Annotated in this window: 22 protein-coding genes; 10 read left to right on the forward strand and 12 right to left on the reverse strand. The window is 65.7% G+C overall.

Annotated features, from left to right (window positions below):
* Positions 1-119 precede the first annotated feature (119 nt).
* From C442_RS19025 to C442_RS19035, 3 genes are all read right to left on the reverse strand, one after another.
* Positions 120-1343 (reverse strand): iron-containing alcohol dehydrogenase family protein, encoded by a 1224-nt coding sequence (locus C442_RS19025; RefSeq protein ID WP_008313295.1) that lies wholly within the window; start codon positions 1341-1343, stop codon positions 120-122.
* A 167-nt stretch (positions 1344-1510) separates the two neighbouring features.
* Positions 1511-3391 carry a molybdopterin biosynthesis protein gene (locus C442_RS19030; RefSeq protein WP_008313297.1) on the reverse strand — a complete coding sequence of 627 codons (1881 nt, stop codon included), beginning with the start codon at positions 3389-3391 and terminating at the stop codon, positions 1511-1513.
* Complete coding sequence (locus C442_RS19035; RefSeq protein ID WP_008313299.1) at positions 3388-4611, reverse strand: molybdopterin molybdotransferase MoeA; 1224 nt, start codon at positions 4609-4611, stop codon at positions 3388-3390. Before C442_RS19035 ends, C442_RS19030 begins: the two co-directional genes overlap by 4 nt.
* A 110-nt stretch (positions 4612-4721) precedes the next feature.
* Here C442_RS19035 and C442_RS19040 point away from each other — a divergent pair, with 110 nt between their 5' ends.
* Positions 4722-5948 (forward strand): tripartite tricarboxylate transporter permease, encoded by a 1227-nt coding sequence (locus C442_RS19040; protein WP_008313300.1) that lies wholly within the window; start codon positions 4722-4724, stop codon positions 5946-5948.
* On the opposite strand, the gene corA is transcribed toward C442_RS19040, so the two are convergent.
* From corA to C442_RS19060, 5 genes are all read right to left on the reverse strand, one after another.
* On the reverse strand, positions 5943-6920 hold the full coding sequence (gene corA, locus C442_RS19045) for a magnesium/cobalt transporter CorA (protein ID WP_008313302.1): 978 nt from the start codon (positions 6918-6920) through the stop codon (positions 5943-5945). The two genes, C442_RS19040 and corA, sit on opposite strands and share 6 nt — an antisense overlap.
* Positions 6917-7087, reverse strand: a complete 171-nt coding sequence (locus C442_RS22330) for a hypothetical protein (protein ID WP_008313304.1) — start codon at positions 7085-7087, stop codon at positions 6917-6919. Before C442_RS22330 ends, corA begins: the two co-directional genes overlap by 4 nt.
* A 43-nt stretch (positions 7088-7130) precedes the next feature.
* Positions 7131-7772 (reverse strand): DUF6517 family protein, encoded by a 642-nt coding sequence (locus tag C442_RS19050; protein WP_008313306.1) that lies wholly within the window; start codon positions 7770-7772, stop codon positions 7131-7133.
* A gap of 109 nt (positions 7773-7881) precedes the next feature.
* Positions 7882-9360, reverse strand: a complete 1479-nt coding sequence (cysS, locus tag C442_RS19055; protein ID WP_008313308.1) for a cysteine--tRNA ligase — start codon at positions 9358-9360, stop codon at positions 7882-7884.
* 47 nt (positions 9361-9407) lie between these two features.
* Positions 9408-9893, reverse strand: coding sequence for a DUF7523 family protein (locus C442_RS19060; protein ID WP_008313310.1), 486 nt, complete (start codon positions 9891-9893; stop codon positions 9408-9410).
* A 214-nt stretch (positions 9894-10107) separates the two neighbouring features.
* Here C442_RS19060 and C442_RS22335 point away from each other — a divergent pair, with 214 nt between their 5' ends.
* The 3 genes from C442_RS22335 to C442_RS19070 all read left to right on the forward strand — a co-directional run bounded on the left by C442_RS22335 (position 10108) and on the right by C442_RS19070 (position 12440).
* Positions 10108-10266, forward strand: a complete 159-nt coding sequence (locus C442_RS22335) for a hypothetical protein (protein WP_004956734.1) — start codon at positions 10108-10110, stop codon at positions 10264-10266.
* Between the two features lie 114 nt (positions 10267-10380).
* Positions 10381-11262, forward strand: a complete 882-nt coding sequence (locus C442_RS19065) for a CbiX/SirB N-terminal domain-containing protein (protein WP_008313315.1) — start codon at positions 10381-10383, stop codon at positions 11260-11262.
* A 101-nt stretch (positions 11263-11363) separates the two neighbouring features.
* The gene (locus tag C442_RS19070; RefSeq protein ID WP_008313318.1) at positions 11364-12440 is read left to right on the forward strand and encodes a DR2241 family protein; all 1077 of its coding nucleotides are present in this window, start codon (positions 11364-11366) and stop codon (positions 12438-12440) included.
* 6 nt (positions 12441-12446) lie between these two features.
* On the opposite strand, the gene C442_RS19075 is transcribed toward C442_RS19070, so the two are convergent.
* The 3 genes from C442_RS19075 to C442_RS19085 form a co-directional block, all read right to left on the reverse strand.
* Complete coding sequence (locus C442_RS19075) at positions 12447-13010, reverse strand: DUF7524 family protein (protein WP_225306764.1); 564 nt, start codon at positions 13008-13010, stop codon at positions 12447-12449.
* A gap of 33 nt (positions 13011-13043) precedes the next feature.
* Positions 13044-13238, reverse strand: a complete 195-nt coding sequence (locus C442_RS19080) for a methytransferase partner Trm112 (RefSeq protein WP_004956717.1) — start codon at positions 13236-13238, stop codon at positions 13044-13046.
* A 114-nt stretch (positions 13239-13352) separates the two neighbouring features.
* Complete coding sequence (locus tag C442_RS19085) at positions 13353-14729, reverse strand: adenylosuccinate synthase (RefSeq protein ID WP_008313325.1); 1377 nt, start codon at positions 14727-14729, stop codon at positions 13353-13355.
* Positions 14730-14907: 178 nt separating this feature from the next.
* On the opposite strand from C442_RS19085, the gene C442_RS19090 reads away from it, so the two are divergent.
* Positions 14908-15213, forward strand: a complete 306-nt coding sequence (locus C442_RS19090) for a hypothetical protein (RefSeq protein WP_004516266.1) — start codon at positions 14908-14910, stop codon at positions 15211-15213.
* A gap of 9 nt (positions 15214-15222) precedes the next feature.
* On the opposite strand, the gene C442_RS19095 is transcribed toward C442_RS19090, so the two are convergent.
* Positions 15223-17790 carry a DUF7527 domain-containing protein gene (locus C442_RS19095; protein ID WP_008313328.1) on the reverse strand — a complete coding sequence of 856 codons (2568 nt, stop codon included), beginning with the start codon at positions 17788-17790 and terminating at the stop codon, positions 15223-15225.
* An 89-nt stretch (positions 17791-17879) separates the two neighbouring features.
* Between C442_RS19095 and C442_RS19100 the strand changes: the two genes are divergently transcribed.
* From C442_RS19100 to C442_RS19120, 5 genes are all read left to right on the forward strand, one after another.
* Entirely contained in the window at positions 17880-18275 is a 396-nt protein-coding gene (locus C442_RS19100; protein WP_008313330.1) for a DUF7541 family protein, read from the forward strand.
* A gap of 63 nt (positions 18276-18338) precedes the next feature.
* Positions 18339-18590 carry a DUF6684 family protein gene (locus C442_RS19105; RefSeq protein WP_008313331.1) on the forward strand — a complete coding sequence of 84 codons (252 nt, stop codon included), beginning with the start codon at positions 18339-18341 and terminating at the stop codon, positions 18588-18590.
* Positions 18591-18759: 169 nt separating this feature from the next.
* Positions 18760-20544 carry a cytochrome c oxidase subunit I gene (ctaD, locus tag C442_RS19110; protein WP_008313332.1) on the forward strand — a complete coding sequence of 595 codons (1785 nt, stop codon included), beginning with the start codon at positions 18760-18762 and terminating at the stop codon, positions 20542-20544.
* A gap of 215 nt (positions 20545-20759) precedes the next feature.
* Positions 20760-21029: a DUF7520 family protein gene (locus tag C442_RS19115; RefSeq protein WP_008313333.1), complete on the forward strand. Its 270-nt coding sequence runs from the start codon at positions 20760-20762 to the stop codon at positions 21027-21029.
* 197 nt (positions 21030-21226) lie between these two features.
* Positions 21227-22603, forward strand: a complete 1377-nt coding sequence (locus tag C442_RS19120) for an HTTM domain-containing protein (RefSeq protein ID WP_008313334.1) — start codon at positions 21227-21229, stop codon at positions 22601-22603.
* Positions 22604-22639 lie beyond the last annotated feature (36 nt).

The following is a 22639-nucleotide window of genomic DNA, read 5'->3' on the forward strand; positions in this document are numbered from 1 at the left end:
TCGCAAAAATCTACGCTAAAAACGACCGTCTCGCTCCCGCTGGTCGCGAGAAGTGAAACCGCGCGCCGATGGCGCGCGGTATGCTATTTTGCCTGTTTTGCCCGTCTCCGAGCAAGGCACTACCAGGCCGACTCTAACACGCTGACGATGTCTTTTCGTGTGGGTTCCAGTTCTGACGGGACGTTCGCCATGAAGGCGTCTTCGAGGACGGCGTCGGCAACTTCGGGGAACGCCTCACGGTCGGGGCCGTCGACATCCCGGAGTCGCGTCGGCAGTCCCAGCGTCGTCACCACCTCACTGACTCGGTCGACGACGGCAGCGGCGGGGTCGGCAGCACTGCCGACGCCGAGCGCATCGGCCAAGAGTGACTGCCGGCCGTCAGTCTGCTCGAACAGATACGAGAGGGCGTGCGGGGCGATGACTCCGTGGGCCGCGCCCTGCTGGACCTCGTAGGTCCGAGTCAGTCCATGGCCAAAAGCGTGGAGGAGCGACAGCGTCGTCCCGTCAGCCCTTGAGATGCCGTACTGGACGAGCATGATACCTTGCGTGAGCGCCTGATACACCCACGGGTCGTCGTCGCCGCCGCCAACCGCGAGCAGGCCCTCGGTGAGAAGCTCAAGGCCGCGCGCCGCTGTCGCGTCGGTGATTGGCGTCGCGTTGGCGGCGTACAGCGTCTCGATGCCCTTGTTGAAGCCGTTCATCGCCGAGGCCGCGAGTATCGACCAAGGTGTCGTCGCGACCATTTGGGGGTCGTAGCAGATAGCCGCCGGCATCAGCTTCGGGTCGCTGACGCCACCGCTTGCTGGCTCGTCGACGGGACAGGTGTCGGGGTCTGCTGTGACGCCGGCCACAATAGAGAGGTCAGCGCCGGCCAGCGTGGTCGGAACGGCGATGATGGGCAGCAGGTCTCCGTCGGGAATGGCAACCGTTCCGGTGTCGACGAACTCGCGGCCAACAGCGGCCGGGTCGCGGTCAGTCGCCGCGAGGATACTGATGATTTTCGCCACGTCGAGGCTGCTCCCGCCGCCGACGGCCACGAGACAGTCGGCATCGACCTCGCGGAAGCGTTCAAGCCCGTCGTAAGCGGTACCGAGCCGCTTGGCGGGTGTCGTTTCCGCGAAGACGCCGGCCAGCCGGTCACTGAGCCCCTCTCGAACGGAGTCCATCACAGCCGGCGTCTCACCGACGGTAGCGCCACAGACGACCAGCGCGCGGTCGTCGCCCTGTGCGTCTAGCTCCGTGTCCAGCGACCGAGCGGCGTCGGGGCCGTACCGTAGCGTCGCGGGGTCGTACTCGAACCGGAACGGGGCGTCGAGGTCGGCGGCAAGCGGTGTGTCGGGCATCGCTGTGACTCACTCGGCCTTGCTCGTCTTTAGCCCTTCAGGTCGTCAACGCCGTCGGTCACCACAGATCGAGCGTTCGGGTCGTCTGCAAGCGTGGTCACGTCGTCTGCCCGTGGTAAAACCGTACGTATTCTCGGCAGGATTCCCCGTGCTCAGACCGGCTCCACCTACTCCGGCTCCATGCCGGCCATCCCGTCGGTCAGTGCGCCGAGGTCGGCAAGCACCTCGGCGAGCGAACCGACACTGTCTTTCTCCCGTCGGTCCGGGTTCGCGAGCACCCGAACCGGTTGCGTTCCCAGCGAGACGAATCCGAGGTCGAGTTTCGCCGCCGTCGCACGGAGGCCGAGGCCCGCGTCCGCGTCGCCTGCAAGTACCTTCCGAGCAGGGCTTTCGTGTGCCTTCGTCGTGAGTTCGTAGCCGTCGATAGCATCGATGAGTTCGGCGCGGCCGACACCCCGTTCCTCGCCAAGTGCGTCGAGCGCGTCGTCAAAGCTCCGCCGCAGTCCAGAAGCGCTGTCGCGGTTGACAAAGCGGTAGTCGCCGTCGACGAGGTCGCCCAAGTCGGCCACACCGGCCTCAGGACTGACGACCAGTCCCCACTCACGCTGCCATCCCCCGATGTCCGTCGCGTCGTGGTCGTCCGCGGCCGGGCCCGCGACCACAGCGATATCGGGCACGCCGTTGTCGAAGCGGCGGACCCCCTCGGTGGAGCCGAGCGGGAGGTAGCGCGGGCGGGACACGGTGTCGAGCAACCGCGAGAGCAGCGGGTCGTCCTCGCCCATTCCAAGCAACGTCGGCGGTCTGACTGCCGGGGAGAACAGCGTCACATCGACCGCCTCGCCTTCGGCCAGATAATCCGTTCCGGGCGGCACATCCACGAACCCGTCGGCGTCGACGAGGCTCGTTGTCGCGCCGCTGCCCTTGTCGACGGGGTAGACCAGCAGGGAGCCCGATTCGTCTTCGACCAGTCCGGCCGGCATGAGACGCCTGCGCCCCTCGCCGTAGCGTTCCTGAACCGCCATCGTTCCGGACACCGTCGCTGTCTGTGGCGGGTCCCGTCCGGCAGCGTCCCGGACCGCCGGCGCGACGAACGTCTGGAAGATGGTCAGCGCCGACACCGGGTACCCGGGCAAGCCGACGTACGCCGAGTCGCCGATAGTGCCGACGAGCATCGGCTTGCCGGGTTTGACGGCGACGCCGTGAAGCCTGAGTTCGCCGCGCTCCTCGATGACGCGGTAGATGACGTCGACCGCGCTCGCGCTGGTCGACCCCGACGAGAGGACGAGGTCGCACTCGTCGGCCGCCTCGTGGAGCAGCCGCTCCATCTCTTCGTAGTCGTCGCCGGCGTGGGGGTACATCACCGGGTCGCCGCCGGCCTCCGCGACCGCGCCGGCCAGCGTGTAGCTGTTTACGTCGTATATCTGGCCGGCGGCGCTGTCGAGTGGGTTCCCGGGCCGGACGAGTTCGTCGCCGGTCGAGAGAATGCCGACCTGGGGCCGGCCACGCACCGGAACCTCGTCGACGCCCAGTGCCGACAGGAGGCCGATTTCCCTGGGCGTGATGCGCGTGCCGGGACCGAGCGCGCGCGCCCCGGCCGCGATGTCCGCGCCGGCGAGCATCACGTTGTCACCGGGCGCGACGGACGTGCGTATCTCGACGCCGTCGTCTGTCTCGGTCGTCCGCTCGACCATCACGACGGCGTCGGCACCTGGCGGCATCACCGCGCCAGTGGAGATTTCGGCGACAGCGCCCGGTTCGACGGTCACGTCGGGCTCCTCGCCCGCGTGAACTTCGCCGGCGACCGACAGCGTCACCGGGTCGGCTTCGTCAGCGCCGAAGGTGTCCCTGGCGTGTACGGCGTAGCCGTCCATGCTCGCGCGGTCGAACCCCGGTACGTCGATGTCGGCGTCGACTCGCTCGGCGAGAACACGGTCCCGGGCCTCAGCCAGCGGGACCGTCTCCGGGGCGGGGTCGATATCGAGGCTAGCCACGACTTCGTGGGCCTCCTCGGGCGACGCCAGGTCGCGGAACTCGCGGCGGTCGCTCACTGTGACCACTCCCAGTCCTCGACGGTCACGGTGTCGCCGGCGTCGTATCCCTCGACGGACTCCGGCACGACGACCCAGCCGTCGGCGAGCGCAACGCTTGAGAGGACGCCCGACCCGCTGGCCCGCGTCGGCGTCGCGGTCGTTTGCTCGTCCGCGCCTTCATCGTGCAGTTCCACCCGCGCGTAGGTTCGGGTCCCCGGCTCGCTGGCGATCTTCCGCGTGAGTTCGGCCTCGGTCGTCGGCGGGTCAGCCGTCGGGAGGTGGCCAGCCCGACGGAGCGCCGGCCGGAGGAACTGGACGGCGTTGACGATGCAGGCGACCGGATAGCCCGGAAGCATGAGAATCGGCGTCTCCTCGACCACGCCCAGCGCGACCGGGTGGCCCGGCTTCAGCGCGACGCCGTGGATCAGCACCTCGCCGATTCCACTGACGACCTCCGGGAGCAGGTCCCGCTCACCGACGGAAGACCCGCCGGTCGTCACCACGATGTCGTGGTCGAGGTCGTCGCTGATGGCCGCCCGGAGCGCGTCCACGTCGTCGGTGACGATATCGCGGTAAGTCGCTGTGCCGCCCCAGCGTTCGACGTACTGGGTGACGGTCTGGCCGTTCGTCTCGATGACCTGTCCTGGCTCCGGATCGTCCTGCACCAGTTCTTCCCCGGTCGGAATCACGCTGACGGTTGGCTGCTCGTACACCTCGACAGCGTCGTTCCCGACGGATTTCAGCAGTCCGAGGTCCGACGGGCGGAGCCTGTGGCCGTCCTCGTACAGCGTCTGCCCTTCCGCCACGTCCTCGCCGATGGGGGCGACGTTCTCCCCGCCCGCGACCGCATCGAACACCGTGACGCTGTCGCCGGCCACCTCGGTCTCCTCGACCATCACGACGGCGTCTGCGCCATCGGGGAGTTCGCTCCCCGTGTGTACGCGGGCCGCTGTCTCTGTGGTCACCGTCTCACCGACCCGGAGCGATGCGGGCGACCGCTGGCTCGCGCCAAAGGTGTCCTCCGCCCGCACGGCGAAACCGTCCATCGCTGCGCGCCGGTAGTGGGGCACCGCTCGCTCGGCAGTGATTTCGCCCGCGACGACGCGCTCGTCGGCGTCGCGCAGCGGAACGCGCTCCGTCCGCTCGTGTGGGGACACTGCGTCCAACAGCGTCTCCCTGGCCGTCGTCACTGGCGTTCGGTCCTTGAACCCAGCCGACTTTCGGGACTCGTTGCTCATGCCGGTACGAATGGCCGGCACACCAAAAAGCTCGCCAGGTTCAGGGGGATTCGGCCGGAAAGGCCGAGCGTCGCGGAGATTCAAGTACGGGAACGGGGCCACGCCCCGGTATGCTACCGGGGACGCCCGCCGTCGACCCGACGACGACGCTCGCGCTACTCGCCGCGGTCGGCGCGGGTGTCGGGCTGGGAACGCTCAGCGGGCTCGTTCCGGGGTTGCACGCCAACACGTTCGCGCTCCTGCTCGCCGCGGCGGCGAGCAGCCTGCCCGGGCCGCGGCTCTACGTCGGCGTCGCGATGCTTGCGGCCGGGGTGACACACACCTTTCTCGACGTGATTCCGGCGCTGGCGCTGGGCGTCCCGGACCCGGCGATGGCGGCCAGTGCGCTACCGAGCCACCAGCTGGTCATCGAGGGCCGCGGTCGGGAGGCGCTTCGCCTGTCTGCGCTCGGGAGCGGGCTGGCCGTGGTGTTTGCCGTCCCGCTCGCGGTTCCGCTCACCCTCGGAATGGAGCGTGCGTATCCGCTGGTCCGGCCCTGGCTCCCGGTGCTCCTTGCAGGGGTCGCCGCCCTGCTCGTGGTCACCGAACGCGGCCGCCGTCGGCAGGTCGGCGCGGCGTGTTCCCTGGCCGCCAGTGGACTGCTCGGAATCGGGCTGCTCGATGCGCCGGTAACCGGAGCGTTGCCTGTGTCGGACGTGCTGGTCCCACTGTTTTCGGGACTGTTCGGCGCGCCGGTGCTCCTGGCCGCTATCGAGGGGGACGGCGTCCCGCCACAGGCCGACACGACGGTGACGACGCCGCGACGAACGGTCGGCGTTCTCGCCGGTATCGGCACACTCTGTGGGGGCGTAGTCGGCTACATTCCGGGCGTCTCCAGCGCTATCGCAGCGACGCTGGCGCTGGGCCTGATCTCCGACCAGGGACCGCGAGCGTTCATCGTCACGACGAGCGGCGTCAACACGGCGACAGCGGTATTTGCGCTGTTCGCGCTCATTTCGCTCGGGACGCCCCGAACCGGCGTTCTCGTCGCGCTCGACCGGGCCGAAGTCCCGTTGGTGCTCCCGGCACTGCTCGCCGCGGTCGCCATCGCTGCCGTCGCCGGCGCGATACTCGTCCCGACCGTCGGCGACCGCTACCTCCGGATTGTCGGCCGACTGGACCCGGCGTACCTTTCGCTGTCGGTGATTGCGGTCCTGATCTGTCTCTCCGCGCTCTTCGCGGGGCTGGTCGGCGTAGGTGCGTTCGGGGCCGCGACCGCAGTCGGCCACTTGCCCCCGAAGTTCGGGGCTCGGCGGGCGACTCTGATGGGGGTGTTGCTCGTCCCGCTGGCGTTATAGGTAGCCCCGCTGGCGGAAATGGGCGAGCAAGACGGCGACGACGATCACCATCCCGATCATCACCGCGGGGTAGCCGAACGCCCAGCCCAGTTCCGGCATGTTGTACGGGCTGTCGGCGAAGTTCATCCCGTAGATGCCGACCACGAAGGTCAGCGGAATGAAGATGGTCGCGACGACGGTGAGCATCTTCATTACCTCGTTGGTCGACTGGGACACCGTGTTCAGGTAGATATCTCGCGCCCCCGCCACCAGGTCGCGGTACGTCTCGGTCAGGTCGACAATCTGGACCAGGTGGTCGTACACGTCCCGGAAGTACTTCTCCGTCTGTGGCTGGATCTGGTTGGGGTCGCCACGGGCGAGCACGCCGATCGCTTCCCGCGCCGGCCAGACCTGTTTGCGGAAGGACAGCAGGTCGCGCCGAACGTCGTTGATCCGTTCGAGCGTCTCGATATCGGTGGAGATGGTCACTTCCTCCTCGATCTGTTCGATATCGGTCTCGATCTCGTCCAGTAGGTCGAAGTACGCGTCGACGATGACGTCGATGACCCGGTAGGCCGTGAAATCCGGGCCGCGGTGGAGGAGTCGCTCGTCCCCGCGGACGACGGCGTCCATCACGCGCTGGACGGACGGGACGGCTCCCGTCGACAGCGTGACGACCCAGTCGGGGCCGATGAACAGGCCAAGCGGCGTCGTTTTCACCTCCTTGTCGAACGTCGTATCGCCGGGCGTGAGCGACGCGGACTTGACGAGCGCGAACGTGTAGGCGTTGAACTCCTGGACGTTCGCCCGGACGTCGGTCTTGATGTCCTCGATAGCCAGCGAGTGGAGATCGAAGGCGGAACTGACGGCGTCGATTTCTTCGGGTGTCGCGTCGGTGACGTGAACCCACGTCGTCCCGACGGCCGTTCGGGCTGCCGCCAGGTCCTCGTACTCCACTGCCTGTCCGTCGGCGTACACCACTGCGGAAATCACGGTGTGTCCTCCGTCGGCGTGGCGTGGCCGACGGCCGCCACCGTCAGCCCGACCATGACCGCCGTCACCGACGCAGACCGGCCGGGGTAGGCGACGCTCGTCCCGACAGCATAGCCAGCAATGCCGACGAGCGTGAGCACCGCACCGGCGACAAACAGCCGATTCATGCCTCCGTCATCACTGGCCCGAAAGAAAACAGTGTCCCCGCAGTCAGTTGCCCGAGTGCGAGAGGCCGCCGAGCAGCGTATCGACACGCGGCCCTTCGCGGTCGTCGATCCGTTCCGGGTAGACGGCGACAGCGACGACCACGTCGCCCTCGTGTTCGAAGCTCGTGAGATGAATCAGGACATCCACTTCCTGGCCCTCGATGGCCGTCGTTCCGGAGAACACGGCCACCTCACGGGACTCGCCCAGTGCCTCAACCGAGCGGTTGCGTTCGAACTGGACATCGTTTATCTGGTCGTTCCGGCTGGCGACTTCCTCGACGAGGCGTTCGTTGGACCAGCTGGCGGCCGGGTTCAGCGACTTCCCCGCGACGCTGGCGCTGGGCGTCGAGAAGACGATGAATCGGCCGGCGTTGACCTCACCGAGCGGTCCGAGGTCGATGCCACGCTCGTACTGTCGGACGTGGTTCGTGACGCGAATGGTTCGCTCCTGCCCGGCGACGGTGACCGTCCGCTCGATAGTCTGTTCGTCAGCCATCGACTGCTCGTAGCCGGTCTCTTCGAGCGCACTGTCGCCGACTGACGCCGGTGCGGAGTCGAACTCGACTGTCTCCCCGGTTATCAGGCCGACACAGCCCGACGAGGCGACGAGTAACCCGACGAGAAGCGTGAGGATGCCCTTTCGCATTGTTGTTTCTACACTGTGTCCAGTATATAAAGTGCTTGGCCGCCCAAGCTGTTAACTAAGGTACAAAACACCGTCGATAAACGTCCTAGAACCGGTCTATCGTCCCCTTTCAGAGCCGGTAGGTCGGCCCGTCGTCAGTGTCCTGCACCTCGACGCCGAGCGCTTCCAGTTCGTCCCGGAGTTCGTCGGCGCGTTCGTAGTTACCGGCCTCTCGTTCCTGCTCGCGGATATTCAGAACCAGGTCGACGACGTCACCGGCCAGCGACACGTCGCCGCTGTCGTCGTCGCCGAACGCCAGCCCGAGGATGCCGCCGCCGAGTTCCTCGAAGGCTTCGATGGCGCGGCGGAGCCCCTGGTAGTCCCGTTGCTCGTGGGCATCCAGGTGGGAGTTCACAGCGGCCGTCAGGTCGAGCAGCGCGGTCATCGCTTCCCGCGTGTTGAAGTCGTCGTTCATCGCGGCCTCGAACGCCGAGCGGGCGTCTGCGACAGCGTCACGAAGCGTCTCGTCGGTTACTTTCGCGTATGCGTCCACGTCGTCGCAGGCCTCAACTGCCCGCTCGTAGCCACGGGACAGGCGGTCCCAGCGCTCCTCGGCCTCCGCGATGGTCTCGTCGCTGTAGGTCGCCCGCGAGGTGTAGGCCGTCGACAGGAGGAAGGTCCGGAGCACGTCGGGGCCGAACTCCTCGACGGCGTCGGCGACGGTGAAGTAGTTACCCAGCGAGGAGGACATCTTCTCCTCCTCGGTTTCCAGCAGTCGGACGTGGAGCCAGTACTTCGCGAACTGCGTTCCGGTCGCGGCCTCGCTCTGGGCCACCTCGTTCTCGTGGTGGGGAAAGACGAGGTCCTGCCCGCCGACGTGGATGTCGATGGACTCGTCGAGGTGGGTCATCGACATCGCCGAGCACTCGATGTGCCAGCCCGGTCGGCCCTCGCCCCACGGGGAGTCCCAGGTCTGGGCCGTCTGGCAGGCCTCCGCGGCCGGCGCGGCCTCGGGGTGCTGGTGGTCGGCGATGTCGTCGGGGTCGACGCCGCCGGCCTTCCAGAGCGCGAAGTCGGCCGGATGGCGCTTTTCGCCTTCGGTCTCCTCGCCCTGGGACTCGATGTCGTCGACGGACTGGTTCGAGAGTTTCCCGTAGTCCTCGAAGCTTGTCACGTCGAAGTAGACGGAGCCGTTCTGTTCGTAGGCGTGGCCCCCCTCGACGAGTCGCTCGACGAGGTCGATGATCTCCGGGACGTGCTCGGAGACGCGGGGATACACCTCCGCGCGGCCGAGGTTGAGCGACCGCATGTCGTCGATGACCTGCTGGACGTAGTGGCGGGCCACGCTCTCCTCGCTGTCGCCGTCCTCGCCGACGCGGGCGACGATCTTCTCGTTGACGTCGGTGAAGTTCTCGACGTGGTGGACGTCGTAGCCCAGGTGGTCGAGCCAGCGGGCCATCACGTCGACGTGGACCCAGCCGCGCGCGTGCCCGAGGTGGGGTGGGTCGGAGGTCGTCAGCCCACAGTAGTACAGCAGCACGGAGTCGGGGTCGCGCGGCTCGAAGGGCTCTTTCTCACCGGTCAACGTGTTCGTCACGCGAAGCGTCATTACCGGGGGAAACTGGGGCCGCCCGCTTTAAGCCGTCGGAAGGCGACTCACCCCTGTACAGTCGCTTCGACCACCCGGAGCGTGTCCGGTCCCGCGCGGCGGCTCACCACCACGACGAGCGCGTCGTCGGTGACGCCGGCGGCCTCGGTCGAGATATCGGTCGCTCGCAGGCGTCCGAGCACCTCGGCCAGCGCCGCCGCCGAGAGGTCACCGGTGGCGACGATGCCAGTCAGCGAACCGGCGCCCTCGGCGAAGGCGGCGTCGCCGACTGTGAGGACGGCGGTCGACTCAGCACCGGGGGACTCGACCCGGCCAAGCCCGCTCTGCATCGAGACCCTGGCGTCGCTGTCGTGTGGCGGGTCGGTGGGCAGTTCCTCGGCGAACCGACGGAGCGCAGTCGCGACGGCTTCCTCCTCGCCGTCGATGTCGAGCGTGCGAGCGGCGGCCGTGTAGTTAACCACGCCCGCCCGAAGTGCGTCGTAGAGGAACGGGCGCTCGCGGACGGCGTCCCTGGTCGCGGCTGCGAGTGACATTGGCGTCGGGCACGAACGGCGCAGACAAAAGCGGTTCTATCGATGCGAGCGAGCGCGCTTCGACCGGAGAGAGCCAGCGGTGCCCGTTCTATCCCGTCATGACCACGGTACGGACGCGCTAAACCCGCAGAACTGCGGGTCCGCTCCCAGCAAGTGAGAACAGTCATAGGGGATTGTGCCACAGGAGGCTGTCTCTCTACATGAGGGAAGGACAATGGCTATTGCACAACGCGAACGGCAAGTGTTCGGACAGCCCCTGGAACCGGCGGAACGAGTCATCGGTGGCATTGTTGTCGCTGCTGGCGCGCTGGGACACGCCGCACTGCTGGCAGCAGCCGGACTGCTGTTCTACGTCCTCCTGTTCGGGCTGTGATCGGGCGGAATCGATCGGTAACCACTCACTTTCCGAGTTGAACACCGAACAGCCCGCCGGCTACCCGGACAGGCCAACGAAGGCCCTAAGGACGGCTCGCCCCAACCGGTGAGTATGGACGAAGCACTCGTTATCGCGGCCCACGGCTCCCATCTGAACGCCGAGTCGAGTACGCCCACGTACGACCACGCCGACACGATTCGGGCGACCGGCGCGTTCGGCGAGGTCCGCGAGTCCTTCTGGAAGGAGGAACCGTCGTTCCGGGAGGCGCTGCGGACCGTCGACGCCGAGGAGGTGTATCTGGTCCCGCTGTTCATCTCTGAGGGCTACTTCACCGAGCAGGTCATTCCACGGGAGTTCCGCCTGGAAGACTGGGACCCCGAGCTGTGGGACTCCGACGGGACGAGCGCGACCAACGCGACGCTGGCCGCCGAGGACACGGACCAGACAGTCCACTACTGCGGCCCGGTCGGGACGCACGACTCGATGAGCGACGTCATCGTCCAGCGGGCCGAGTCCGTCACCGGTGACCCCGACGTCGGCGACGGGTTCGGACTCGCAGTCGTCGGCCACGGCACGGAGCGCAACGAGAACTCCGCGAAGGCCATCCAGTACCACGCCGACCGCATCCGCGAGCGGGACCGCTTTGATGAGGTGCAATCGCTGTTCATGGACGAGGACCCCGAGGTCGACGACGTCGCGGACTACTTCGAGAGCGACGACATCGTCGTCGTGCCGCTGTTCATCGCCGACGGCTTCCACACCCAGGAGGACATCCCCGAAGACATGGGCCTGACCGACGACTACCGGACGGGCTACGACGTACCGACCACTGTCGAGGGCCACGACATCTGGTACGCCGGTGCGGTCGGAACGGAGCCGCTGATGGCCGACGTGGTGCTTGAGCGAGCGGCTGACGCGGGAGCCGACGTGAGCAGCGCCATCGAGCAGGTGCGCGAGGAGACCGGCGGCGCGAAGCCCGCGACCGGCGACTGACCGCTCAGCGCCTGCCGCTGTCGTACCGGAACACAGACCGACTGACACTGCTGGCTGGCCGGAACCAGCCGACTTTTGCCGACTGAGTTCCGTTTTCCCGTATGGACGGCGAGTACGTGGACGCGCTGGTGGCAACTGCCCCCGATGGCATCGCCTTCGACGACCTCCATGTGGCCCACGAGAGCGACGGGTACACGTTCCAGACGCCGGACGTGGACCACAGTGGTATCGACGAAGAGACGCTCCGGACGGTGGCGGCGGAGTCACCGTACGTCCGAAACTGGTATTTCTGGCACGCCACAGCGCCCCAGAAGGCGGACCGCTGGGCGTTCCTCCGCTGGCTCGAAGGGGCAGAGCAACGGGACGTGGCCGAGCGCTACGACGCGCTCGCCGACGGGGTGTCCGCGACCTGGGGCGAACTCCATCTGACCGTCACGCTCTCCGACGGGGAACGGGCCTACAGTGTTCGCCACCGCGCCGACGCCGACGTCGGGACGAGCGCACTCGACACGCATGACGACCCGCTCGATGCACGCGAGATAGCGAAACACGACGACGACGGCGGCTACCGTCCGCTCAAGACCGCGCCGTCGCTCCAGACGGGCTGGGCGTTCCCGGCCCTCTCGGCGGGCGAGTTCGTCACGACTGTCGACGCGTTCTACCCGGCGACCATTGCGAACTGGCACCGCGAGCGGGAGGGCGAACTCGACGTGAACCACTGGCGGGACACCGTCGACCGCCAGACGGGAATCTACGGCGTCGTCAAGACCTGGGATCGCGGCGACGGCTACGAACACGTCAACTGGGTAGCCGAGGCCTGCTGTGACGACTCCCAGTGTCTCAAGCGCCGGGAGTGGCAGTACGACGAGGAGACGGACCTCGGCGTCGACGGCGGGTCGGGTGAGTTCCCCTGCCGCGAACCCTGTTCGCTCGTCATCGCCGGCGCACGCCAGTGGACGAAACTCGAAGGCGAGACGAGCCAGACCTACGAGTTCGAACTCACGCCCAGCGAAAAAGAGCAGGTCGAGGCCATCATCGATGCCGTCGCCGACGGCGAGGCCGAGGACATCCGCGAGGCGGACATCTACGAGGGAGCCAACCGGTACCGGGCGCGGTTCCTGCGCGCGAAGCTGTTCGACGACGAGGGGAACCTCGGCGGCGTCGAGACGGAACAGTAACGGGGTTCAGGACGAGCGAACGGCGACGGACAGAAGTCCCAGCACGATTGTGACTGCGAGGACTGCGACAGCGGTCAACAGCAGGCTCTCGGTGAGAACCAGCGTGATGAGGCCCGCAATCAGGACCGTGAAACCGCCAGCCGCCAGTATCGGTCCCGCGGACAGGTCTTCGAGCCCGGGTTCCGATTCCGTCGCCGATTTCGGCTGTGGCTTCGACAGCTCGTCGTCGACGATGACCGGTTCGTTCTCGGTCCCGCCTTCCGGGATGTAGATGTCGATGTACCGGGTCTCGGCGCCGTACCCCGTCACGACCTTTAGCTTGCCGCGGACCGGGCCGTCACCGTCGACAGTTATCCTGACCAGTCGGTCGGTTTCGGCCCGTACGTGGTGGTTCGTGGCGTCGAGCGATGCGACGGAGGAGAGCGAGTCGTCGAGGTGAAGATGGACGTGCAGGGCCTCGCCGTGATTGACTAATCGTACGTCGAAACTCCCTGTCGCGTCGAACTCGTTTGGAACCTCCAGGCTGTGGATGTCCGTCCGATTGAGGTGCACGGGCAGGGAGTCAGGCACGGACGTGACTCCGCGGGGCGAGGAAAAAAAGGTTCAGGCCGGTGCCTCGTCGCGCATATCCGGCGGGAGCAGGTTCGGAATGCCGTCCTCGATGGGGAACGTCTCGCTACACTCGGTACAGGTGAGTTCGCCCGACAGAATCTCGCCGTCGTCGCGCTCCGTCACTTCGAGGTCGAGGTCGTGCTTGTCCAGAGGGCAGCAAATAATTTCCATCAGGTCCTCTTTCATACAGTCGACCAAGACCGGCGGTCGCAAAAGTCTGCCGCTCTCCCAGTGAGTGTCGCCACGTCACTGGGTAATCGCGTCTGCCCCCTCAAACGTCGAAGTAGGGAGAACAGCCCGCTAGAACGGGTGCTCGCGAACGATAGTTTCGCCGCGGCCGGGGCCGACGCCGATGGCGTAGGCCGGCGTGTCGAGTTCGGACTCGATGTATTCGACGTAGGCTTTCGCGTTCTCCGGCAGCGCGTCGTACCCCTCGTCGGCGGCGTTCGCCCAGTCGACCTCGGGCCAGCCGTCGAAGGACTTGAAGTTGGCTTCACAGCGCTTCCACTGCTCGGTCGTCGCGGGCATCGACGCCAGTTCCTCGCCGTCGAGCGTGTACGTGTGACCGACTTTCACTTCGTCGAGGCCGGCGAGCACGTCGAGGTGGTTGATGGCGATGCCGGTAAAGCCGGACACGCGCGTGGAGTGGCGCAGCATCGGCAGGTCGAGCCAGCCGACACGTCGCGGGCGGCCGGTGACGGTCCCGTACTCGCCGCCTTCCTCGCGGATGTAGTTCGCCAGTTCCTCGTTCTCGCCTTCGCCCTGCTCGTCGTAGCCGGGCGTGTCGCCGACGACGCCGCCGAGTTCGGTCGGCAGCGGGCCGCTCCCGACGCGGGTGAGGTACGCCTTCACGATACCGATGACTTCGCCGTCGCCGACGACGCCGGGGCTGAGTCCGGTCCCGGTCGCCGCGCCGCCGGCCGTCGGGTTCGAGGAGGTGACGTAGGGGTAGTTCCCGTGGTCGATGTCGATGATGGTCCCCTGTGCGCCCTCCAGCATGACGTTCTGGCCCTCGTCGATGGTCGCGCTGAGGAAGGCTCCGGCGTTGACGGTCATGTCCTCGGCCTCGAAGCGGCGGCCGAACTCGCGGAACTCCTCGAAGATGGCGTCCACGTCCAAGGCATCCGGATCGTCAAGCTCGTCGACGTCGAGGCCGTACACGTCCTCGACGACGGCCCGCTTCTGCGGGACGACGTATTCGAGGCGCTCTCGGAGCACGTCCGGGTCGAGCAGGTCGCCGACGCGAACGCCGCGCCGGCCGGCCTTGTCCTCGTAGGTCGGGCCGATACCCCGGCCCGTCGTTCCGACTTCTTGGTCTGTTTCACTCTTTACCTTCTCTTCGATGCCGTCGAGCACCCGGTGGAATGGGAGAATGACATGTGCTCGTTCGGCGATGCGAACGTCCGGGTCGAGGCCGCGTTCCTGGAGCGTGTCTATCTCGTCGAACAGCGTTCGCGGATTGACGACGCACCCGTTGCCGAGGACGCCGACCTTGCCGCGGATGGCTCCGCTCGGAACCAGCGAGAGCTTGTACTCCTCGCCCTCGTGGACGACGGTGTGGCCGGCGTTGTCGCCGCCCTGATAGCGCGCGACGACGTCCACGTCGTCGCCGTACAGGTCGACGATGCCGCCCTTCCCTTCGTCGCCGAGCTGTGAGCCGACGATGGTTACGGTCATCGCACGCACCTTCCATCCACCGTGATAAACAGATTACGGTCCGGAAATCACGCTCGTGAGCAGTACCCATGTGAACCGTTACGACGGTTTTAAGATACCCCTGTTCGAACGTATCAACGTTGTAGCGATTGGCCGAGGGAGAACCTTTAAATACCGCAAACACAAGTTAACAATTGCCATGATAGACAGGCTTGAAAAGGAAGTTGACATGCTGGAGCGCCACTTGCAGGTGCTTCGCATGGTTATCGAGAACGAGCCTATCGGTATCGTGAAGATGTCCAACGAAACCGGCTACCCGCACCACAAGGTGCGGTACTCCCTGCGCGTTCTCGAAGAGGAGAACCTCATCGAGCCCTCCAGCCAGGGTGCGATCACGACCGAACAGACCGGTGAGTTCGTCGACGACTTAGACGAGAAGGTCGACGAAATCATCGACAAGCTCGAAGGTATGAAGATCGAAGACGCGGCCGAAATCGAAGGCTAAGCTTCTTTCTCAGAGTTCCGGGACCGCCAGGTGGAACTCCTGGTTTCTCGCTTCTAACAGACAGAGGTGAAAGCCCTCCTTGCGCGAGAGGTTCACGAAGCTCTTCCGCTTATCGCGGTTAAACAGCCCACTGGAAGTGGCTTCTTCGGCGGTTTCGAGCGCCCCCGGCTCGAAGAAGCTGCTCGTGACGAGAAACGCCGACGCAAGCGATCCGGAGGCGTTGCCGACCCGCTCGGCGTTCCGGATGAGGTCCGACATCTGGCCCTCGGAGGCCGGTTCGCGCGAGTCGTTGATGTTGGCGACGACCAGCGGGTTCCCCATCCGGTCGCGGACGACGACGTCGAACCGCTCCTGCGAGCGGTTCTCCTGGCCGTCCTCCGTGTAGGTCACCGTGACGTTGCCGTTCAGTTCGGCGCGGTCGATAGCCGGAAGGCCCTCGTAGAGGTCCTTCATCGCTCCCGCGTGGCCGGTGTCCCGAATCTCGTAGAGGAGGTTCCGGATGAGCCAGTTGACGAAGCGGTACTGGATGCTGTCCTCGAGGAACTCCTCGAAGGGCGTCCCGTTGACCGTGGCGCCCTCGGCCTCGAACTGCGTGTGGTACTCCAGCCTGAGGTTCGCCTCGACTTCATCACGGCTCGCCTCGCCGTCCCTGGCCTCCTCCAGCGTCGCCTTGCCTTTCGAGTCGTACCTGACGAAGAGGTTCGTCCCGTTTATCGCCTCGCCGACGCTGAGCCGGGTGCCACACGCAGCGGTGTCGTCCTGCTCGTCGAGTTGCTCCTCCAGCCGGTCGATCTCGGCCCGTGCGTCGGCTAGCTCCGACTCCAGGCGGTCGCGCTCGTCCCGGAGTTCCTGGTTCGTGGCTTCCAGATCTGTGAGTTCGGATTCGAGTTCCGACACCGTCTCGGCCCGCTGTTCCAGTTCGGACTCCAGTTCCGCGACGCGCTCCTGCTCGCGCGGTGTCGGCTCTTCGTCGGCAGGCGACTGTCGCTGGTCCTCTGTCGAAGGCTGGGTCTTGGGCGTCTCGGCCGGCTGTGGGTCTTTCGCAGGTGTGCGACGGCTCTCCTGTGCCGGTGCTGGTCCCTGCACACTGGATTCGGTCGACGGTGCCGAGTCGTCCTGTGCTGGCTGGTCACGTCGCGGCGTCGAGGCCTGTTGCCCACCTGTCGGTGGCGTCTGGGTGGGGGACACGCTGGTTGTCATGCTTTCACGAGCACCACCGGACTTGTTCGGGTCCAGCGACGGGACCGAGCGCGTCTCCAGGTCCGTCGTTGACCCGCCAGAACCGGCGTCCGGCGTCGGCGTTGCCGCTCCAGTCCCGGACTGTGCCTGGGACGGCCGTGACTCGGTGCTCTGGTTCGGTTTCGAGTCGGTCGGTTCGGCGCGACGGTCCGTCGAAGCCGTCTGGTCGCTCTGTGACTGGGAACTCCGAGCACTCGCCTGCTGGGCTTCCTGCGTTTGTGACGGGTCCGTCGCCGGGCGTTTCGGTTCGGTCTCCCCGGCAGTCTCACCCACTCTGGTCTCCCGTTCGGCGGCGTCGTTGTCCGGTTCCGTCTGGGTCGCGGCGTCGTTGTTCGGTTTTGTCTGGGTCGCGGTGTCAGTATCTGTCGCCGCCCGGTCGGTCGCTCCGCTGTCTGGCTGGCTGTCCGTATTCGGCTTCTCGGCCACGCTCGATTGCTCGTCCGACTCGGAACTGCGGCGGGACCGGCCCGGAGTCGCACCGGCGGCTTTCGACCCCGGCGGGCCGCTGCTTGCAGGGCCGCGGTCCGGTGTCGACTCTGCTGCGGTCTGGGCCTGTTCAGCCTCGTCGGTTCCATCGGCTTCGGTATCTCCGACGGGGTCCGGGGATGGGTCCGCCAGTTCATCGCTGGCGTCGCCCTGTGGTGTCGGTTCGTCTGGTGCTGCCGTCTCTGTCGGCGTGCTATCTACCGCACCCTCGTCAGTGGGTACGTCGGCGACAGCCGTCTCGTCGCCAGCGTCGAGCGGATCGACGCCGGCGGCCGCCGGGTCCGCTGACTGCTCGTCCGCCTCGTCGTCCGGCGGTTCCGGAATCTCGATCGGCTCGATGTCGACCGGCATGACCTCGTAGATGCCGACCTCGTCGTTGGCCGTTTCGAAGGCCTCGTCGTCGGTGATGAGGTTGTCAGAGTTCCCGACCCACGCGACGCTCATCGAGCGGCCCTGGTGGTAGACGGTGTAGTAGTCGCCCGAGAGGACGTTCTCCGAGAGTTCGATAAAGCCCGTAAAGTTGCCGCTCGACAGGGTTTGATCGACGTCTGCAAGCGCGGTGTCTTCGGTGTAGTACTGCGCTTTCACCTCGTCGGCCCGCTCCTGCATCACTGCAAGCAGGGGTAAGGCCTCGTGGGGTGACCGCTTGGCTGTTCCCGACGCGTCCTCGAAGTCCTCGATAGTGCCGTCGAGGACGCCGACGACGGTCCCGTTCAACATGAACAGGCGCGTCGGACCCGTGATGACCGCGCCGGAGAACTCCTGCCCGGCGAGGTCTTGCAGGCCCGCGAACCCGCCGTCGAACGGAACCGACTCCCAGCCGTCGACCCGTTCGACCGTGCGTGTACTCATTACTCCCACCAAGCCGGATGGCAGACAAATAGTTTGTGCCCACGGGCGCGGTCCGATGGACATATGCCGATTCGAGTGTAAGTACGTGTATGGCAGAGGAGCCGGGACTAAGCGACCAGTATCCGACTGCGAGCCCGTGGCCGCTGTTCGTCGCACTGGGATTAGCACTGTCAGAGATCGGCGTGTTCGTCGGACTCTTTCCGGTAGCCGTCTTCGGACTGATACTGTTCGGCGGCAGTATCGCCGGTATCCTCACGGAGTCCGGGTACGTGGAACGGCCGTGGCCGACCCTGCTGGGCGTGGGAGTGGTTCTTATCGTCCTCGCCGCCGCGTTTGCGGTCTGGCAGGTCCCGGTCGCCGATATCGCGCTCTCGAACGTCGGGACCGGGCCACTCCTCACTCGGCTGGTGGCCGTCGCCGCGGCGGGCACCGTGATGATCGCGATGGGTGGCGTCGCCTCGATAATGGAACAGACCGCGGCCTGAGACGGGTACCCGCCCGGTTCGGAAACCAACACTCTATTTACCGACCTGTGCTAACGGACAGGCATGGCACTGTTCGGGTTCGAAAAAGACACCCTGCTCGACCTCACTGTGAACGTTATCCCGCTCGGGATCCTCCTCTTCTTCATCGTCGCGTTCGCCGCGTTCCCGGCATTCGGAACGGATCCCGTCTTCTCCGGAATGCAGTTCGCACTGATCATCTCGATGTTCCTGTTGCTCGCTGTCCTGACCTACTACGCGGGGAAGGCCGTCGAGAACGCCGAGAAGGAGAGCGGCGAACTCGGCCACGAAGACTGAGCGGACGGGTTCAGACAAACCGTTTCGAAGACCGACCGCGGTCGCTACCGGATGACAGTGCGAGGTGATCCCTCCTTTCTGCGGTTTCACCGCCGGATGGAAGCCGTGTTTTATGATCGTTGCTGCAGGAATCGACCCTTTGATAATGTCCCAGTCCTGAAGGACGACTATGGTAGCAGGAGATATTGTGCTGACGGGGCTGATGGCCGTCCTCCTCGTCGGCGTCGCCGCGCTTCTCACCCGTGTCGAGAACTGGCGTTCGTATACGCCGCTCGCGGGTGGCGGGGCCGTCACGGGTGACGAGGCAGCGGTCATCAACCGTGAGAAACCCGCAGGTATCATTCGCTGGCTAACAACCGTCGACCACAAGGACATCGGTCTGTTGTACGGGGTGTACGCGGTCATCGCATTCGCCGTGGGCGGCATCATGGCGATGCTCATCCGCCTCCAGCTCGTCACGCCCGCCGGGGCCATCCTCGGCAACAACGCCTACAACTCCATCCTGACGAGTCACGGCATCACGATGCTGTTCCTGTTCGGGACGCCCATCATCGCGGCGTTCGCGAACTACTTCATCCCCCTGCTCATCGGGGCTGACGACATGGCGTTCCCGCGTATCAACGCCATCGCGTTCTGGCTGCTTCCGCCGGCGGCCCTGCTTATCTGGGCCGGATTCTTCCTCGCGCCGGTGACCGAGAACATGATCGAGCCGGCTCGTACGGCCTGGACGATGTACACGCCGCTGTCGGTCGAGCAGGCGAACCCCGGCGTCGACCTGATGCTGCTGGGACTGCACCTCTCGGGCGTTGCGGCGACGATGGGCGCGATCAACTTCATCGCGACCATCTTCACGGAGCGCAACGAGGAGGTCAACTGGGCGAACCTCGACATCTTCTCGTGGACGATCCTCACCCAGTCCGCGCTCATCCTGTTCGCGTTCCCGCTGCTGGGGAGCGCCATCGTCATGCTCCTCCTGGACCGGAACCTCTCGACGACGTTCTTCGCCGTCGAGGGTGGCGGCCCGCTGCTGTGGCAGCACCTGTTCTGGTTCTTCGGCCACCCCGAGGTGTACATCCTCGTCCTGCCGCCGATGGGACTGGTCAGCCTCATCCTGCCGAAGTTCTCGGGCCGGAAGCTGTTCGGCTTCAAGTTCGTCGTCTACTCGACGCTTGCCATCGGGGTCCTCTCCTTTGGCGTCTGGGCCCACCACATGTTCTCGACGGGCATGGACCCGCGGCTCCGGGCGTCGTTCATGGCTGTCTCGTTGGCTATCGCGATACCGAGCGCAGTCAAGACGTTCAACTGGATCACGACGATGTGGAACGGCCGCCTGCGCCTGACGACGCCGATGCTGTTCTGTATCGGCTTCGTCTCGAACTTCATCATCGGCGGTGTTACGGGCGTGTTCCTCGCTTCCATCCCCGTCGACCTGATTCTGCACGACACCTACTACGTCGTCGGGCACTTCCACTACATCGTGATGGGTGCCATCGGCTTCGCGGCCTTCGCCGGCATCTACTACTGGTTCCCGATATTCACCGGGCGGATGTACCAGCGCACGCTCGGGAAGGCGCACTTCTGGTTCTCGATGGTCGGGACCAACATCACGTTCTTCGCGATGCTCGCGCTCGGCTACCTGGGGATGCCGCGCCGGTACGCCACCTACGAATTCGACGGCGCTATCGCACCGCTGACGCAGGTCAGCACCTTCCACCAAGCGGCGACGGTGGGTGCGGTCATCCTGTTCATCGGCCAGCTGTTCTTCGTCTGGAACATCGTCCAGTCCTGGCTCGAAGGCCCGAAAGTCGAGGACGGCGACCCGTGGAACCTCGAACGCGACGGCATGCTGGACCGCGAGTTCCAGTGGTTCGACGAGCAGCTCGAAGCCGAAGCGCCGGAGAAGGACCCCTCGCTGCTCGCTGACGGCGGCGAAGAAGAACAAGACGACTCGTAAGCGGCCGAATTCTGTTTTCGTCTACTTCTGTCGTTCGCGGCTACGTCCGAACGGACAGTGCCTGTTAGCTCGCGCCGGAGACGAGTACCATGGCCGTCACGAACATCATGAGCGCGATTCCGGTCAGGACGAGAAACAACAGTTCCTTCTGTGACATAGGATAGCTACGGCGTGGAAGTGAAAAAGGCTAATCGTCTCCGAGCCGTTGTTCCCACATGAGCGAGTCAGCCGAGGCCAGGTCCGGACAGCAAATCGTCCTTCGCCTGTACGTTGCTATTGTTGTTCTTGCCGGCGTGATGGGGTTCGTGCTCGGCAGCATCCGACCGGAAGACCTCGAACCGGAACTGTTCGGTGTGATCGCGCTGCCACCGACGCCGTTTGGCGTCGCCATCTACGGGTTCGTCACTATCGGCATCGTCCTCGGCGTGTTGCTTGGCCTCGTCGTGTACGTCTCCGAGCGAATCGACGACGCGGCCAGTTCCTGAGTGTCCGTTGCTGCAGTATATCTTGCCGTGTGAACCAGTTCCTCGTACCGCTGTGGACCCCTCAGCTATCTGATGCCCGATTCCGTTAGTTTATTTTAATCCGACAGAAAATCGGCTGCTAGTCGCCTGCGTGACAGCAAGCCGGTGTCTCACCGCCCTCCCTACAAATGCGCCCCGAATTTCCCCTCCGTCAGTGGTTGGTCCACCGAATCGCTATCGACCGACGTGCGCTCGCAGCGTTCAGAGCGGGGCTCGGGCTGTGTCTCATCGTCGATATTGTCCTACGGTGGTCGGACATCGTCGCCTTTTACACCGATAGCGGCGCGCTCCCGCGCTCGACACTGGCTGAACTGTATCCGGTTCTGGGAGACGTGTCGCCGCTCGCTTTCTCGGGGACCGTCTGGCTCCCGCTGGTGGCCCTCGGACTGACGGCGCTCGCAGGACTGGCGCTGGTAGTGGGCTACCGGCCCCGCCTGAGCGCGGGCGTCGCGTTCGTCCTGCTCGTATCGATACAGCTCCGGAACCCTGTCGTCCTCAACGCCGGCGATACGCTGTTTCGCCGGCTGCTGTTCTGGAGCCTCCTCCTCCCGCTTGGCTGTGGCTGGGAAAATGGGTCGCCGGAGTCTGCGCCGACACGGGTCGCCATCGCCGGCACTGCGGGCATCCTCCTGCAAGTACTGGCCGTGTATGTGACGAACGGCCTCATGAAGTTTCGCGGTACGTACTGGCACCGGGGGACCGCGGTGCGGTACGTGTTCCAGCTCGACCACCTCACTGTCCGTGTTGGTGACGTGGTTGCGGGCTGGGACCCGGTGCTGGTCCTGGGGAACTGGCTCTGGCTCGCCTTGCTCGTCGGGTCCCCGTTGTTGCTCATCTGGACCGGACGGTACCGGACGGGACTGGTCGCGGCGTTCGTCACCGCACACGTCTGTATGGCGTTCTCGTTTCTCCTGGGTGTGTTTCCGCTCGTCTCGATTCTCGGGCTGGTCTTGTTTCTCCCGACGCCGTTCTGGGACGCGCTCGCGGACCGCTGGCCCGCCGCCATCGAAGCGTTGCGCCCGCGGGGGCCGGATTCAGCGACAGGTCCTTCGCAACTCTGGTTCCCCACGACGACGTCTTCGCTGGCGTCGCTCGGGATCGTCGCCATTGTCGTTCTCAACGCTATCGCGGTCGGTTTCGTCGCCGCACCGACAGGTACGCCGGACAGAATCGAGGACCGGAGCTGGAACATGTTCGCGCCAGACCCGCCACAGGAAACGTGGTGGTACGCGGCCCCGGCAACTCTGGAGTCCGGGAACCGGGTCGACGCGCTTACCGGGGAGCCGGTCACTCTCTCTCGGCCGCCGGAGGTGTCAGACCGGTTTCCGAACCAGCGCTGGAAGAAGTTCCTCGGGACAGCCCGTCACGAACCCAGTCTTCGACGGTCGCTCGCAACGTATCTGTGTTCCCGGTGGAATCAACGCCACGACGACGCGATGGAACGCGTGGAGTTGATTGTCCTGACCGAGTCGACCAACCTGAACGGGTCCGAATCCGTCAGCCAGGAACGGCTCGGGTCGTATCAGTGTGCCTGATCGGGTGATGATGGAGATTGGTTACACCTCGAAAGC

It is taken from the genome of Haloarcula amylolytica JCM 13557 (assembly GCF_000336615.1).
Taxonomy (GTDB): domain Archaea; phylum Halobacteriota; class Halobacteria; order Halobacteriales; family Haloarculaceae; genus Haloarcula; species Haloarcula amylolytica.